General features: G+C 73.6%; 10 protein-coding genes. 8 read left to right on the top strand and 2 right to left on the bottom strand.

Going from position 1 to position 15,518, the window contains the following annotated elements:
• Window positions 1-5: 5 nt before the first annotated feature.
• The 7 genes from ACIBK3_RS07025 to sucD all read left to right on the top strand — a co-directional run bounded on the left by ACIBK3_RS07025 (window position 6) and on the right by sucD (window position 11,562).
• Window positions 6-1,136, top strand: a complete 1,131-nt coding sequence (locus tag ACIBK3_RS07025; RefSeq protein WP_399362680.1) for an AAA family ATPase — start codon at window positions 6-8, stop codon at window positions 1,134-1,136.
• A 269-nt stretch (window positions 1,137-1,405) separates the two neighbouring features.
• The gene (locus ACIBK3_RS07030) at window positions 1,406-3,802 is read left to right on the top strand and encodes a DUF5682 family protein (protein WP_399362682.1); all 2,397 of its coding nucleotides are present in this window, start codon (window positions 1,406-1,408) and stop codon (window positions 3,800-3,802) included.
• A 448-nt stretch (window positions 3,803-4,250) separates the two neighbouring features.
• The gene (locus tag ACIBK3_RS07035) at window positions 4,251-5,438 is read left to right on the top strand and encodes a vWA domain-containing protein (protein WP_399363942.1); all 1,188 of its coding nucleotides are present in this window, start codon (window positions 4,251-4,253) and stop codon (window positions 5,436-5,438) included.
• A gap of 685 nt (window positions 5,439-6,123) precedes the next feature.
• Window positions 6,124-6,738: a hypothetical protein gene (locus ACIBK3_RS07040; RefSeq protein WP_399362684.1), complete on the top strand. Its 615-nt coding sequence runs from the start codon at window positions 6,124-6,126 to the stop codon at window positions 6,736-6,738.
• Between the two features lie 221 nt (window positions 6,739-6,959).
• Entirely contained in the window at window positions 6,960-9,032 is a 2,073-nt protein-coding gene (locus ACIBK3_RS07045) for a hypothetical protein (protein WP_399362686.1), read from the top strand.
• Between the two features lie 445 nt (window positions 9,033-9,477).
• A complete protein-coding gene (sucC, locus tag ACIBK3_RS07050) occupies window positions 9,478-10,656 on the top strand; it encodes an ADP-forming succinate--CoA ligase subunit beta (protein ID WP_399362687.1) in 1,179 nt (392 codons plus the stop codon).
• Window positions 10,657-10,677: 21 nt separating this feature from the next.
• Entirely contained in the window at window positions 10,678-11,562 is an 885-nt protein-coding gene (sucD, locus tag ACIBK3_RS07055) for a succinate--CoA ligase subunit alpha (RefSeq protein WP_399362689.1), read from the top strand.
• A 231-nt stretch (window positions 11,563-11,793) separates the two neighbouring features.
• Here sucD and ACIBK3_RS07060 read toward each other — a convergent pair whose 3' ends face one another.
• On the bottom strand, window positions 11,794-12,828 hold the full coding sequence (locus ACIBK3_RS07060) for a helix-turn-helix domain-containing protein (protein ID WP_399362691.1): 1,035 nt from the start codon (window positions 12,826-12,828) through the stop codon (window positions 11,794-11,796).
• 96 nt (window positions 12,829-12,924) lie between these two features.
• Here ACIBK3_RS07060 and ACIBK3_RS07065 point away from each other — a divergent pair, with 96 nt between their 5' ends.
• The gene (locus tag ACIBK3_RS07065; protein WP_399362693.1) at window positions 12,925-14,454 is read left to right on the top strand and encodes a DUF6350 family protein; all 1,530 of its coding nucleotides are present in this window, start codon (window positions 12,925-12,927) and stop codon (window positions 14,452-14,454) included.
• A gap of 115 nt (window positions 14,455-14,569) precedes the next feature.
• On the opposite strand, the gene ACIBK3_RS07070 is transcribed toward ACIBK3_RS07065, so the two are convergent.
• The gene (locus tag ACIBK3_RS07070; RefSeq protein ID WP_399362695.1) at window positions 14,570-15,484 is read right to left on the bottom strand and encodes a hypothetical protein; all 915 of its coding nucleotides are present in this window, start codon (window positions 15,482-15,484) and stop codon (window positions 14,570-14,572) included.
• Window positions 15,485-15,518: the final 34 nt, after the last annotated feature.

Below are 15,518 nucleotides of genomic sequence, written 5' to 3' on the forward strand. Positions count from 1 at the left end.
CAGCCATGTCTGTGTCTGCAGAAACCATGTCCGCACCCGTGCGGGAGCGGGAACCGGGCGAGGCGTTGCGGCCGCATGCCGAGGACGCCTTCGCGGAGGAACTCGCCGTGCTCGCCGCGCGGGACGACCGCCCCCGCCCGGCCCGCTGGAAGCTGTCGCCGTGGGCCGTCGCCACCTATCTCCTCGGCGGCACCCTGCCCGACGGCACGGTGATCACGCCGAAGTACGTCGGCCCGCGCCGCATCGTCGAGGTCGCCGTCACCACCCTCGCCACCGATCGCGCCCTGCTCCTGCTCGGCGTGCCCGGCACCGCGAAGACATGGGTCTCCGAGCACCTGGCCGCCGCGGTCAGCGGCGACTCCACCCTGCTCGTCCAGGGCACGGCCGGCACCCCGGAGGAAGCCATCCGGTACGGCTGGAACTACGCCCAACTGCTCGCGCACGGCCCGAGCCGGGACGCCCTGGTTCCCAGCCCGGTCATGCGGGCGATGGCCGAGGGGATGACGGCCCGCGTCGAGGAGCTGACCCGTATCCCGGCCGACGTGCAGGACACGCTCATCACGATCCTGTCGGAGAAGACGCTGCCGATACCGGAGCTGGGCCAGGAGGTGCAGGCGGTCCGCGGCTTCAACCTGATCGCGACGGCCAACGACCGCGACCGCGGGGTCAACGACCTGTCCAGTGCCCTGCGCCGTCGCTTCAACACAGTGGTGCTGCCGCTGCCGGAGAGCGTCGAGGCCGAGGTCGACATCGTCTCGCGGCGAGTCGACCAGCTCGGCCGCTCCCTCGACCTGCCGTCCGCGCCCGACGGCATCGACGAGATCCGCCGTGTCGTGACCGTCTTCCGCGAACTGCGCGACGGCGTCACGTCCGACGGCCGGACCAAGCTCAAGTCGCCCAGTGGCACGCTCTCGACCGCCGAGGCCATCTCCGTCGTCACCAGCGGCCTCGCGCTGGCGGCCCACTTCGGCGACGGCGTCCTGCGGGCCGGTGACGTGGCCGCGGGCATCCTGGGCGCCGTCGTCCGGGACCCGGCGTCCGACAAGGTCGTCTGGCAGGAGTACCTGGAGGCGGTCGTCCGCGAACGCGACGGCTGGATGGACTTCTACCGCGCCTGCCGGGAGGTGAGCGCGTGAGCGGCGGCGGGAGGGCTGCGGGAGTGCAGTGGGTTGGGTTCGGCGGCGGGAGGGCTGCGGGCGTGCGGCGAGGCGGATCTGGTGACGTGCGGGTTGTGGGGGGTCCTGGCGGGCGTATCCGGTGCCGGGCGGGTTGCCGGTGTGCGGTGGGGTGGCTTCCGTGGCGGCAGGGCTGACGGCGTGCGGGCTGTGGGCGTGCCGGCGGGCGTACCGGGAGTCCGTGGGGCTGGTTGGTGACGATGTGGGGCGGTCGCGGAGGCGAGGGGGGCATGGTGGCAGGAGTTGAGGAGGGCGGGCGTGGCCGGCCGGGGGAGGGGCCGCTGCTGCTCGGGGTGCGACATCACGGGCCCGGGTCCGCGCGGGCCGTGCGGGCGGCGTTGGGCGCGGCCCGGCCGCGGGTGGTGCTGATCGAGGGCCCGCCCGAGGCCGACGTGCTGATCCCGCTCGCCGCGGACGAGGACATGCGACCGCCGGTCGCGCTCCTCGCCCACGCGGTGGACGAGCCCGGCCGCTCGGCGTTCTGGCCGCTCGCCGAGTTCTCCCCCGAGTGGGTCGCGATCCGCTGGGCCATTGAGCACGACGTCCCGGCCCACTTCATCGACCTGCCGGCCACGCACACGCTGGCGTGGGGGAGGGACGGGGAGGAGGAGTCGCCTCAAGAGGACAAACCCGGGGAGGAGGGCGCCGCGCCGGACGGCGGGGGCGCCGTCCCGGTCGACGTACGAGTCGATCCGCTCGCCGTGCTCGCGGAGACCGCCGGTTACGACGATCCCGAGCGCTGGTGGGAGGACGTCGTCGAGCACCGGGGGCCGGGCGACGGGGACCCCTTCGCACCGTTCACCGCGCTCGAGGAGGCGATGGGTGCGCTGCGGGAGACGTACGGCAGCGGCGGCCATGACCGGGATCTCGTGCGGGAGGCGTACATGCGGCTCCAGATGCGGGACGCCCAGCGCCGGTTCGGGGACGGTGTCGCCGTGGTGTGCGGGGCCTGGCACGTGCCCGCGCTGCGGCACCGGACCACCGTCGCCGCCGACAAGGCACTGCTGAAGGGGCTGCCCAAGGTCAAGACGGACATGACGTGGGTGCCGTGGACGTACCGCAGGCTGTCACGGCGCAGTGGATACGGCGCGGGAATCGACTCCCCGGGCTGGTACGGGCATCTGTTCCGGGTGCCGGACCGGCCCGTCGAGCGCTGGCTGACCAAGGTGGCGGGGCTGCTGCGGGAGGAGGACCGGCTCGTGTCCTCCGCGCACGTCATCGAGGCGGTGCGGCTGGCCGGGACGCTCGCCGCGATGCGAGGCCGCCCGCTGGCCGGCCTGAGCGAGACCACGGATGCCGTGCGGGCGGTCATGTGTGACGGCTCGGACGTGCCGCTGGCGCTGGTGCACGACCGGCTGGTCGTCGGGGACGTGCTCGGCGAGGTGCCGGCGGCGGCGCCCGCGGTGCCGCTGCAGCGGGACCTCGACCGGATCCAGCGCAGGCTGCGGCTCAAACCGGAGGCGGCGGAGCGGGAGCTGGAGCTCGACCTGCGCAAGGACACCGACGCCGAGCGCAGCAGGCTGCTGCACCGGCTGGGACTGCTCGGGGTGGCGTGGGGGGAGCCGGCCGCCTCGCGCGGCAGCACGGGCACGTTCCGGGAGACCTGGAAGCTCAGGTGGGAGCCGGAACTGGCGGTGCGGGTCGCGGAGGCGGGGGTGTGGGGGACGACCGTGCTGGGTGCCGCGACCGCCAAGGCGGAGTCCGACGCGGTCGCCGCGCAGGGCCTCGCCGACGTCACCGCACTCGCCGAGCGCTGCCTGCTGGCCGACCTGCCGGACGCGCTTCCCACGGTGATGCGGATCCTCGCCGACCGGGCCGCCCTCGACGCCGACGTCGGCCATCTGGCCCAGGCCCTGCCCGCCCTGGTCCGCTCCCTGCGTTACGGCGACGTCCGCGGCACGGACACGGCGGCCCTGACGGAGGTCGCCGCGGGACTCGCCGAGCGGATCTTCGTCGGTCTCCCCCCGGCCTGCGTCGCGCTCGACACGGACGCGGCCGACGAGATGCGCCGCCATGTCGACGCGGTGCACGGATCGGTGGGGCTGCTCGACGACGTCGCCGCACCGGCCCACGGCGACCTGCGCGCGCGGTGGCACGCGGTGCTCGGAGTGCTGTCGCGGCGGGACACCGTGCCCGGGGTGATCCGGGGCCGTGCCGTACGACTGCTGCTGGACGGCGGGGAGTTGGCGCACGAGGAGGCGGCCCGGCTGATGGGGCTCGTGCTGTCGCCGGGGACCCCGCCGGCCGACGCGGCCGCGTGGATCGAGGGCTTCGTCGGCGGCGGCTCGGGCGGCGGGATGCTGCTCGTGCACGACGAACGGCTGCTCGGCCTGGTCGACGCCTGGCTGACCGGTGTGCCGGCGGAGGCGTTCACCGACGTGCTGCCCTTGCTGCGGCGCACGTTCTCGGCGTACGAGGCGGGTGTGCGCCGGACACTCGGCGAACTGGTCCGACGCGGCCCGGGGCAGCCGGGGGGCGCGACGGCGGCCGGATCCGGCCTGCCCGGGTTCGCCGCCGACCTCGACAGCGAGCGCGCGGACGCGGTGCTGCCGGTCGTGCGGCTGCTGCTGGGGCTGGGCGCAGTGGAACAGGACGCGGACAACGACCTTGTGGGGGTGGCGCGATGACGACCGACTGCCTGAGCGGGCGGCGGAGGAAGAGGGGCGAGGTGACGGACGCGGCGATGGACGGACGCGGGCCGCACCCGGACGACCGCCCGGCGACGACCGTGCGGGTGATCCCACTCTGGGAGCGACTTCGTACGGGGGTGCGCGGATGACAACGGGACCGCGACCGCCCATGGGACCGCAGACGCCGGCCGGGCCGACCGGGCCGGTTGGACCGCGAACGGCGACCGGGCCGCAGGTGGCTGCCGGGCCGGCCGGGATGCGACCGTCCGTGGGACCGCAGACGCCGGCCGGGCCGACCGGGCCGGTTGGACCGCGAACGGCGACCGGGCCGCAGGTGGCTGCCGGGCCGGCCGGGATGCGGACGGTCATGGGACCGCAGGCGGCGGCCGGACCGGCTGGACCGCGAACGGTCACCGGGTCGCACACGGCGACCGGACCGGCCGGAATGTCGACGGCGGCCGAGTCGCAGGCGGCGGGCGGGGTGGTTGACCCGGCGCGGGAGCGGCTGCGGCGGTGGCGGCTTGTGCTCGGGGGCGACGCGGCCGACGGGACCGGGTGTGCGCTCTCCGGGCAGGACGCCGCGATGGACGGGGCGCTGGCCGCGCTCTACGGGAAGGCGGAGAACGGGCGGGCGGGGCGGGACCGTTCGGCGGGGCTCGGGGCCTCGGCGCCGTCCGTGGCGCGCTGGCTGGGGGACATCCGGACGTACTTCCCGTCCTCCGTCGTCCAGGTCATGCAGCGCGACGCCATCGACCGGCTCGGGCTGTCCACGCTGCTCCTGGAGCCGGAGATGCTGGAGGCGGTGGAGGCCGACGTGCACCTCGTCGGCACGCTGCTCTCACTCAACAAGGCGATGCCGGAGACCACCAAGGAGACGGCACGGGCCGTCGTCCGCAAGGTCGTCGAGGATCTGGAGAAGCGGCTCGCCACCCGCACCCGGGCCACGCTGACGGGCGCGCTCGACCGCAGCGCCCGTATCAACCGGCCGCGCCACCACGACATCGACTGGAACCGCACCGTCGCGGCCAACCTCAAGCACTACCTGCCGGAGTACGGAACGATCGTGCCGGAGCGGCTCATCGGGTACGGGCGGGCCTCGCAGTCGGTGAAGAAGGAGGTCATCCTCTGCATCGACCAGTCGGGGTCGATGGCGGCATCGGTCGTGTACGCGTCGGTGTTCGGGGCGGTACTGGCGTCGATGCGGTCGATCAGCACCCGGCTGGTCGTCTTCGACACCGCGGTCGTCGACCTCACCGACCAGCTCGACGACCCCGTCGACGTCCTGTTCGGCACACAGCTCGGCGGCGGTACGGACATCAACCGTGCGCTCGCGTACTGCCAGTCGCAGATCACCCGGCCCGCGGACACGGTGGTCGTGCTGATCAGCGACCTCTATGAGGGAGGCATACGGCAGGAGATGCTCAAGCGGGTCGCGGCGATGAAGGCGTCCGGGGTGCAGTTCGTGACACTGCTCGCGCTGTCCGACGAGGGGGCGCCCGCCTACGACCGGGAGCACGCCTCCGCGCTCGCCGCGCTGGGAGCACCGGCCTTCGCCTGTACGCCCGACCTGTTCCCGGAGGTGATGGCGGCGGCGATCGAGAAGCGGCCGCTGCCGATACCGGAGACCGTGTGACAGCGCCGGAAGCGGGGTGATTTGTCGACCCATTGACGTGGACTTGGATCAGCAAAACGGACATGACCGCCCATCGGTAACGGAGGGCTTGCGCAACCTCGGGCGTTCCGTGCAAGGATCAACGACCATCAGCGGTGCGAGGCGTTCCGCTTGGTTGTCGTCGCACGGAGGGACCGTCCCCGACTTGATCCTGCCCGCCGCCCTTTCAGGTGCTGCTCTGCGCGTGACGCGTACGGCGGCTGGGCGGCGTGCGCTGCAAGTAGCGCTGCTGGTGGGCGGATTGTTCGCGCTCGGGCTGCTCTGCGGAGGGCAGGCGCAGGCGGCGAACGGGATGGACTCGGCTCCGACTGACGCGGTGTCGTCGTCGGCGTCGGCCCGTGAGGTGTCGTCAGCTTCGGCCGACAGCGCCCGGTCCGTGACGAGCGGTGCGGTTGCCGCGGTGGCGGCGCACGTCCCACCGGTCACTCCCGAGCCCACGGCTCCTGAGGCCACTGCAGCACCGAGGTCGACGGCTCCCACGCCGTCTGCTCCTGAGGCCACTGCCCCGAAGCCCACGGCTCTCAAGCCGTCTGCTCCTGAGGCCACTGCTCCGAAGCCCACTGCTCCGAAGCTCACGGCTCCCAAGTCCACGGTTGCCGAACCGTCGGCCGGCGTCACCGCGAAGCTGCCCCGGCTGTCCGTCAGCGTGCCCGACTCGCCCTCGGCGGGGCTGTCGGCGCTGCCAGATCTGCCGGGCACATCGAGCCTCCTGGAACTCCCGAACCTGCCGGGGTTCCCGACCGTGCCGTCCGAGCCGACGGTGCCGTCCGGGCCCTCCGTACCGACCCTGCCGGGTCTTCCGGAGCTCCCCGGTCTGCCGAGGCTCCCCGTGCACACGTTGCCGATCCAGGTCACGCCCGTTCCCCGGCCGACCCCTCCGTCGGCATCGACGACACCGCCGCCGATGGCGGACGACCGGGGCGGGAAGATCGGCCACGGACGTTCCGACACGGGTACGCCCCTCACCTACGGACCCCGGTACGTCGCCGGCGCCACCTCGACCCATGTCGTGGGGCGCACGCCCGCGCACCGGGCCGGGCGCTCCGGATACGCCCCCGAGCACCCGCCCACCCAGTACCCGGGCGGTGCGCTCGGCGGTAAGCCGGGTCTGGACACCGGCTCGTCACGGCACGGCGGCGACGCGCACGCCGTCACCGTCGACCACCGGGCGCCGCTGAGGCTCGTGCCCGGCGCCGCCGCAGGTGCCGACGCATACGGCACTCGGGACAGGCACCGCGACATTCCGGTCTCCCCCGCCTAGGCACGGCCCTCTCCCCTCGCAGACCTGCCGCGCGGGGGCGGAAACAGGTCTGCCCGCCCGTCCGGATCCCCCTTCGGAACCCGTACTGCGTACTCCGTACCCGTACCGCGTACTGCGAACTCCGGACGGAAGCCCTCGGAATGTCCCCATGCCTTCCCAAGTCCCGCAGCTCCCGTAGAGGAGCGCCGGACTCCTGAGGATCTAAGGATCTGAAGCACGCCATGAACAAGAACATCCGTCGTTCCATCGTGATAGCCGCCGGTGTCAGTGGCGCGTGGGCGCTCGGCTCCGCCGTCGCCAGCGCGGACGAACTGCCCGCGACCCCCCTGTCGACACCGGACGCGACCGCGGACGCAACCACCGACGCGACCTCCGACACGGTCACCGAAACCCTCACCGGTGTCACCGGCACCGTGTCCGGCACGGTCCACGGCGTCGTCTCCGACGTACAGGACACCGTCACCGGAGTCACCGGCGCCGGAACCAGGGTCGCCGCGACCGCGGCCACCGCCACTCACACCGAGGTCGGCTCAGCCGCCAAGAAGGCGACCCCGGCAGCCGCCGACCAGGCCCGCCGCTACGTCGACGCGAAGGTCACGGTCTCGAAGACCGCCAGGGTGAAGGGTGGGGCCGCCATCCAGGGCGCCCAGGCCGCCCGCGCCGCGCAGGTCAGGGCCGCTGCCACCGCCACCGCCGCGGAAGACACCGTCACCGCCGTCAAGACCGCTGCCGTCGCCGGCGCCGACACCACGACCCAGCACGGCATCGACTACCTCTTCGGCCCCCTCGCCGCCTTCGCGCCCGAGGTGGAGCAGGCGCTGGCCGCCGCCCAGACGAAGCTGCAGGGCGCGCAGTCGGCGGCCCGTGCCCAGGCGCAGGGCGTCGACGGCGTCGTACGGACGAAGGCGCGGCACGCGGTCGCGGGTGCCGGCCGTATCGCGGCGGGTGCGTCCGGGGCCGCGCGGACCACGGTCACCGGCGCCGACGGCCGGGCCGTCGACACCCTCGCCACCGCCCACGGCACCCTCGCCACCGCCCACGGCACCCTCGCCACCGCCCACGGCACCACGGGCACCGTCGCGGGCGCCGCCGAGGCCACGGTCTCCGCCGTGCCGAGCCATGTCACGGGCCGGGTCGGCGCCGTGCAGCAGCGGGTCGTCGGCACGGTGTCGAGTGTGCCCGGCACGGTCACCCCGGTCGTCGACCAGACATCGGCCGCGGTGGTGCCGCCGGTGGTGACCTCCGCCGTGGACGGGGCCCTGCCGGTCGCCGGCCGGGCGGTGGCGGGCGTGGTGCCGGCCGCCGGGCAGGCCGTCGCCGGTGTCGGGCCGGTCGCCGGCCACACCGTGAACGGGGTGACCCCGGTCGTCACCGGCACGGTGAACGGCGTGACGCCGGTCGCGGGCGGTGCCGTCGCCGGATTCGAGCAGACCGCGGGCCACACGGTCGACGCGGCCACCGCGCTGGCGTACGGGGTCGTCGCCGACGTCCGGTCCGTCGCGGGCGGCGTCGTCGAGGGCGTGCAGCCGGTCGCCGGCGGTGCCCTCGCCCAGGGGTGGCAGGCCACGCACGGCGTCGCCGCGGACGTACCCGCGTACGCCGCCGCCACCGTGGCGGGCGTCCAGCCGGTCGTGGACGGCGTCCGCACGGACGTCTCGCCGTACGCCACCGGTCTGGCCGGCCAGGTCGCCGGCGACACCGCGGACGGCGTCCTGCCGCCCGCCGCGAACACCGTCGTGCACGGCGTGGTCCCGGTCGCCGGGCAGGCCGCCGCGGACGCGGGCGGGCTCGCGTACGGCGTCACGCAGGAGGCCGGGCCGTTCGCCGGGAGCGTCGTCGGCGAGGTGTCGCCGTTCGCCTACGGCGTGGCCGGGCACGCGACCGATCTGGCGTACGGCGTGACGGGCCAGGTGCCGCCGTTCGCGCACGGGGTCAGCGGCGCGGTCCAGCCCGTGGTCGACACGGTCGTCCAGACGGTCGGGGAGACGGCCCGGCCCGTCGTCGACAGCACCACGACGCTGGCGTACGGCGTCACCGGCGACGTCACGCCCTTCGCGTACGGCGTCAGCGGCGAGGTCGGCCCGTTCGCGCACGGTGTCGCCGGCCAGGCGGTGCCCTTCGCCGGTGACCTGACCGGGACCGTCCGGGACACCGCCGGCCCGCTCGCCGGCCACGTCGCCACCGGCGCCGAGGGCGTCGCGGACTCGATCACCCCGGCGTACGCGGACTCGCTCACCCCGGGCTACGCGCAGCACCTGGACGGCTCGCAGTACGGCAGCCCCTACCGCGTCTGAGTCCGCCGAGTCCGCCCATCGCGGACGACTCCAACCGACTCCGTGAGGGGCAGGTCCCGGACGGCCGAAAGCCGTCGGCCGGTCCGGCCGAAACCTCGCGGACGGGGCGGAAGGGTCCCCATTGGGGTGGGGACCCGCCGCCCCGCAGCCTCACTCAGGGGCTGTTCAGGGGACCTCACCGGGTCAACCCCAGCCCGGTGAGGTCCCTCCTTCGCGGCACGCGGTGCCAGTGATCCCGGCATCATGTGACAGGTATCACCGCTCAGGTGTGACCCGCGATTTAGAGGCCTCCCGCAAGCAGAGATAACCTGCGAGACGGACATGCCGCGCGCTCGGACACCGTGTGCGCCTCCCTTGTGACTGACAGACGGAAGACGTCACGTTGCCCTCGCGGCACGCCCACGCAGACAACGAACCGCGAGATCACTGATAGGGACGGAAGCGCGTGGACCTGTTCGAGTACCAGGCGAGGGACCTCTTCGCCAAGCACGATGTACCGGTGCTGGCCGGTGAAGTCATCGACACGCCTGAGGCGGCCCGCGCAGCCACCGAGCGCCTCGGTGGCAAGTCCGTCGTCAAGGCCCAGGTGAAGGTCGGCGGCCGTGGCAAGGCCGGTGGCGTGAAGCTCGCCGCCACCCCGGACGAGGCCGTCGCCCGCGCGACGGACATCCTCGGCATGGACATCAAGGGCCACACGGTCCACAAGGTGATGATCGCCGAGACGGCCCCGGAGATCCTGGAGGAGTACTACGTCTCCTTCCTCCTCGACCGTGCCAACCGCACCTTCCTCTCCATCGCGTCCGTCGAGGGCGGCATGGAGATCGAGGAGGTGGCGGCCACCCGTCCGGAGGCCGTCGCCAAGACGCCGATCGACGCCAACGAGGGTGTGACGCCCGAGAAGGCCCGCGAGATCGTCGCGGCCGCGAACTTCCCGGCCGAGGTCGCCGACAAGGTCGCGAACGTCCTGGTCACCCTGTGGAAGACCTTCATCGCCGAGGACGCGCTCCTCGTCGAGGTCAACCCGCTGGCCAAGGTCGCCTCCGGTGACGTCATCGCCCTCGACGGCAAGGTGTCGCTGGACGAGAACGCGGAGTTCCGTCAGCCGGAGCACGAGGCTCTCCAGGACAAGGACGCGGCCAACCCGCTCGAGGCCGCTGCCAAGGAGAAGAACCTCAACTACGTCAAGCTCGACGGCGAGGTCGGCATCATCGGCAACGGCGCGGGTCTCGTCATGAGCACCCTGGACGTCGTCGCGTACGCCGGTGAGGCGCACGGTGGCGTCAAGCCCGCCAACTTCCTCGACATCGGTGGCGGCGCCTCCGCGCAGGTGATGGCGAACGGCCTGGAGATCATCCTGGGCGACCCGGACGTCAAGTCCGTGTTCGTCAACGTCTTCGGCGGCATCACCGCCTGCGACGAGGTCGCCAACGGCATCGTCCAGGCCCTGGAGCTCCTCAAGTCCAAGGGCGAGGAAGTCACCAAGCCGCTGGTCGTCCGTCTCGACGGCAACAACGCCGAACTGGGTCGCAAGATCCTCTCCGACGCCAACCACCCGCTGGTGCAGCGCGTGGACACCATGGACGGCGCGGCCGACAAGGCCGCCGAGCTCGCGGCTGCGAAGTAAGGAAGAGGGACAGACACAGCCATGGCTATCTTCCTCAACAAGGACTCCAAGGTCATCGTCCAGGGCATGACCGGCTCCACGGGCATGAAGCACACCAAGCTCATGCTCGCCGACGGCACGAACATCGTCGGTGGCGTGAACCCGCGCAAGGCGGGCACGTCCGTCGACATCGACGGCAACGAGATCCCGGTCTTCGGCACCGTCGCCGAGGCGATCGAGAAGACGGGCGCGAACGTGTCCGTCCTCTTCGTACCGCCGGCCTTCGCCAAGGCCGCCGTCGTCGAGGCGATCGACGCCGAGATCCCGCTCGCGGTCGTCATCACCGAGGGCATCGCGGTCCACGACTCGGCGGCGTTCTACGCGTACGCCGTGTCCCAGGGCAACAAGACCCGGATCATCGGCCCGAACTGCCCCGGTCTCATCACCCCGGGCCAGTCGAACGCCGGCATCATCCCCGGCGACATCACCAAGCCGGGCCGTATCGGTCTGGTCTCGAAGTCCGGCACGCTGACGTACCAGATGATGTACGAGCTGCGGGACATCGGCTTCTCCTCCGCCGTCGGCATCGGCGGTGACCCGATCATCGGGACGACGCACATCGACGCGCTCGCCGCGTTCGAGGCCGACCCCGACACCGACCTGATCGTGATGATCGGTGAGATCGGCGGCGACGCCGAGGAGCGGGCCGCGGCCTTCATCAAGGAGAACGTGAAGAAGCCGGTCGTCGGCTACGTCGCGGGCTTCACCGCGCCCGAGGGCAAGACCATGGGCCACGCCGGCGCCATCGTCTCCGGCTCCTCCGGCACGGCCGCCGCGAAGAAGGAGGCCCTCGAGGCCGCCGGCGTCAAGGTCGGCAAGACGCCGACGGAGACGGCGAAGCTGGCGCGCGCCATTCTCGGCAGCTGAGCGTTTTCGGTGACTGAGCGCAGCCTCGCACGCTGACGCAGCGTCCAGCGGAAGGGCCCGCACCCTCGTCGGGGTGCGGGCCCTTCGGCGTGCTCGGCGTGGTCCCGTGTGCTCGGCGTGGTCCCGTGTGCTCGGCGTGATCTCGCGGTGCTCGGCGTGATTCCGCGGTGCTGGGCGTGGCACCGCGGTGCTCGGCCTCGCCCCGCCGTGCTCAACGCGGCACCGCCGTGCTCAGCGCGGCACCGGCGTCAGTTTCGCGGGTCCGCTCACCGTCGCCTCCCGCAGTCGCTCGCGGAGTTCCAGCTCCCCCTCCGACAACGGCCCCAGCGCCACCCTCGGCGGCACGCCCCGCACCGCCTCACCCGGGGCCACCGGTGGCTCGTAGTGCGTGGGAGCCGTCCGCAGGGTCAGGGCCGTCGCGCCCATCAGCGCGACCGTGGAGGCGATGGCGGCCCGGGTCAGGATGCGGGCCCGCCGTTCGCCGCCCGTGCGCACCGTCGTCGCGCTCGCGGCGCGCAGCCGTTCCGTGGACGCCAGTTCAGCCAGCCGCCAGTGCAGCTCCTCCGGGTCCGCCAGCTCCGGCAGCCGCGCCGCGATCGCCTCGCGCGCGTGCAGCAGCCGGTTCGCCGTCGCCGGAGTGCTCGCCTCCGTCTCCGCCGCCGTCTCCGGCAGATCGAGGCCGACACCGTCGTAGAGGACGAGGGTGCGGCGGTACGGCGACGGGAGCGTGAGGAGTGCGTCGAGCAGCGCGCGGGCGGAGGCGTCGGCGGGAGGCGGCTCGGGCTGCCGATGGCGGGGGCGGAAACGGTGCCAGGGGGAGAGCGCGTACTCGTACGTCGTCGCCCGCACCCAGCCCGCCGGATCCCGGTCGCGAGCCACCTCCGGCCAGCGCTGCCAGGCCAGTTGGAAGGACCGCTCCACCGACTCGCGCGCGAGCTCACGCCGCCCGGTGAGCAGATAGGCCTGCCGGACGAGGGCGGGCGCGCAAAACGCGTAGAGCGCGTCGAAGGCCTGAGCGGGCGTCAGGGCGGCGAGGGGCGCGGCGGCGGGTTCACGCCGAGGTGCGGGGGAGAGCCGGGCCAGCAGGTGTGCGTACGCCTCCCGTTCGCGGCCGTGGGGAGTCCTGCGGCCGGTCTCCCATGCGTGTACCGTCTCGCCGGCGACGCCCAACCGGACCGCGATCTGAGCCTGTGTCAACGACCCCGCCTCGCGCAGGCGCCGGCGCTCCTCGGGCGGGGGAAGCGGAGTGGCAGGGCGCTGCGTCACCGGGCGTCCCTTCGCGCGAAAAAGTACATAAACGTATATTGGGCGACACATCGGTGGTTCGCCTGTTACGGCAAGAAAGCGCGTGTCGTTGGGAGCATGACGGTCGTGACCCAGATGACCGCTCGCCGACCGCTGTTGTCGTCCCTGCTCACCCGGATGCGGGACCGATCACCCGGACTGGGCGCCGGCCTGCTGGGCGGCGCCGTCGCCGCGGGGCTGGGGCTGGGCTCGTTCGCCGTACTCGTGATGGTGCTGTGGATCAGCTCGCCGTATCCCGACAGCGGGCCCGGCGGGGCGCTGCATGTCGCCGCGGCGCTGTGGCTGCTGGCGCACGGCGCGGAACTGGTCCGCACCGACACGCTCTCCGGCGTCCCCGCGCCCGTGGGTGTCACCCCGCTGCTGCTGCTCGTGCCGCCGGTCTGGCTGGTGCACCGGGCGGCGCGGGACGCGGTGGACGGGGACAGCGCGCATGAGGTCGGGCGACTGGACGGGCCGCCGCCGGTTTCGGCGCGGACGGCCTGGACGGGGGTCGTCCTCGGCTACCTCGCCGTCGGGGCGGCCGTCGCACTGTACGCCTCGGGTGGCGAACTGCGGCCCGCGTGGGGGTGGACGGGGGTCTGCCTGCCGGTGACGGTGGCGGGGGCCGCCGGGGCGGGGGTGTGGACGGCGTACGGCCGTCCCGGCGCGACGGTGGACAGGGTGCGGATCCTGTTGCCGGCGCGGCTACGACGGCTCGTCCTCGGGGCGGGCGCGCGGGATCCTCTCGGTGTCGCCGCGCGGGCGGCCGGGGCCGGGGCGGCGGTCCTGGTCGGGGGCGGGGCGCTGCTGCTGGCGGTCTCGCTGGTGTGGCACGGCGGGGCGACGCGGGCGTCGTTCCTGCAGCTGACGGAGGCGGCGTCGGGGCGGTTCGCGGTGCTGCTGCTGTGCCTCGCGCTGGTGCCGAACGCGGTGGTGTGGGCGGCGGCGTACGGGCTGGGACCGGGGTTCACACTCGGCGTCGGGCATGCGGTGACCCCGCTGGCTTCGACGCCGACACCGCTGTTGCCGCCCTTTCCGCTGCTGGCGGCGGTGCCGGACGCGGGGGCGGGTGAGGGGCTCGACTGGGCGGCGGGGTTGGTGCCGGTGGCGGCGGGGCTGGTGGTGGGGTGGTTCACGGGGCGGGCCGCTTCGGTGTCCGTGGCGAGGGCGTGGTCGTGCCGGCGGACTGCTGCGACCGCCGGGGTGGCCGCCGTGCTGTGCGCGGGGCTGGTCGCGGTGCTGGCCGGGTTGGCGGGAGGGCCGCTCGGGGTCTCCGCGTTGGGTCGCTTCGGGCCTGTGTGGTGGCAGGCGGGGGGTGCGGCGCTGGCGTGGACGGCGGGGCTGGGGGTCCCGGCGGCGTTGGGGTCGCGGGCGTGGCGATGCCGGGAGCGGTCGGTGAGGGCGGAAGGTCGGGCGACGGCGACGGCCGGCAAGCCGCGGGTGCGGGTGGGGGCGGCAGCGGCGGGCGATACGGAGAGGGCCGCACCCTCTGCGGCTGAACTGCCCTACGTGCCTTACGCGTCCTACGGGGACGACGTCGACGACGACGAACCGTATGACTTCATGAGGGTGGAGCCGCCGGAACCTCCGCCCCTTCCCGAACATTGAGCACCTGGCGCCCCAGCAGCCATCCGGCCGGCACTCCCCCAGCCTTCGGCCGGGGGGACCCCAGAGCACGCACCGGACGCCGCTCCTTCACGGGCAAACATTGCCTGCCACGGCACTAGCTTGTGCCCAGCAGACCCCGCAGTTCCTTCGGCAGCAGGTCCGTGCAGGACTGTCGTGACTGGGTGGTCAGGGCGTCGTTCGTGCAGGTGTAGTAGTCGTTGTAGACCAGCTTGGCGGTGAAGCCCACGGCGACCAGGGCGATGGCCAGGGACGCGGCGACCAGGCCGCTCACCGCGGCGGTGGTCTGGGGGCGGGCGTTCTGGGCGGGGGCCGGGGTGTCCGGGTCGGGGGTGCGGGGCTTGGCACGGAGGGCGCTGATGCTCCAGTACATGGCCAGCGCGCCGAGCAGCAGGGCCACGGAAGGCCAGCCGAAGAGGGCGAAGAAGAAGGCCCACATGCCGCTCAGCAGGGCGTACCGTGCGCGTCGCTGGGCCGGGTCGGTCGGGTCCCACCGCATGCCCGTGCCGGGGCCGGAGTTCCCCGGTTGCTCGGGTCCGTCGCTCGGGGCGCCCGGGCGGTCGCCGAAACCGCCGGGAGAGCGGCCGGGCTGCCGGTCGCTCCACTGGTTGCCCCAGGGGGAATGGCCGTCGGCGTCGTGCGGAGACCGGCCGCCGTCGGCCCCCTCGCCGCCCGCCGGACGGCGCGGTTGCCAGGGACGGTCCGGCGTGCCCTCGGGCGGCGGGGCGAAGGGGTTGTCGCCCTGCTCGCCGCGCTCGTCGGTCCCATCGGCCCCGGCGCGCTTGTCGCCCCTGTCGTCCTGAGGTGCGCGCTCGCCGCCGCTGCCGCCCTCACCCTGCGACGACCCGCCGCCCCGGCCTTCGCCACCCGCGCCCCCGCCCGACGTCGTACCGGTCGCATGCGTCGTGTCCGGGGGAGAGGCCGGGCGCTCTCGCAGCAGCACGCCGATGCGCTCCCCTCCCTGCGGTGACTGCGGGGGGAGCGTGAGGAGTCGCAGACTGCGGTCCGGCATCAAGTGAGCGTCTTCCCGTAGGTGGTACGGCTGT

This window comes from Streptomyces sp. NPDC050287 (assembly GCF_044459385.1).
Classification (GTDB): domain Bacteria; phylum Actinomycetota; class Actinomycetes; order Streptomycetales; family Streptomycetaceae; genus Streptomyces.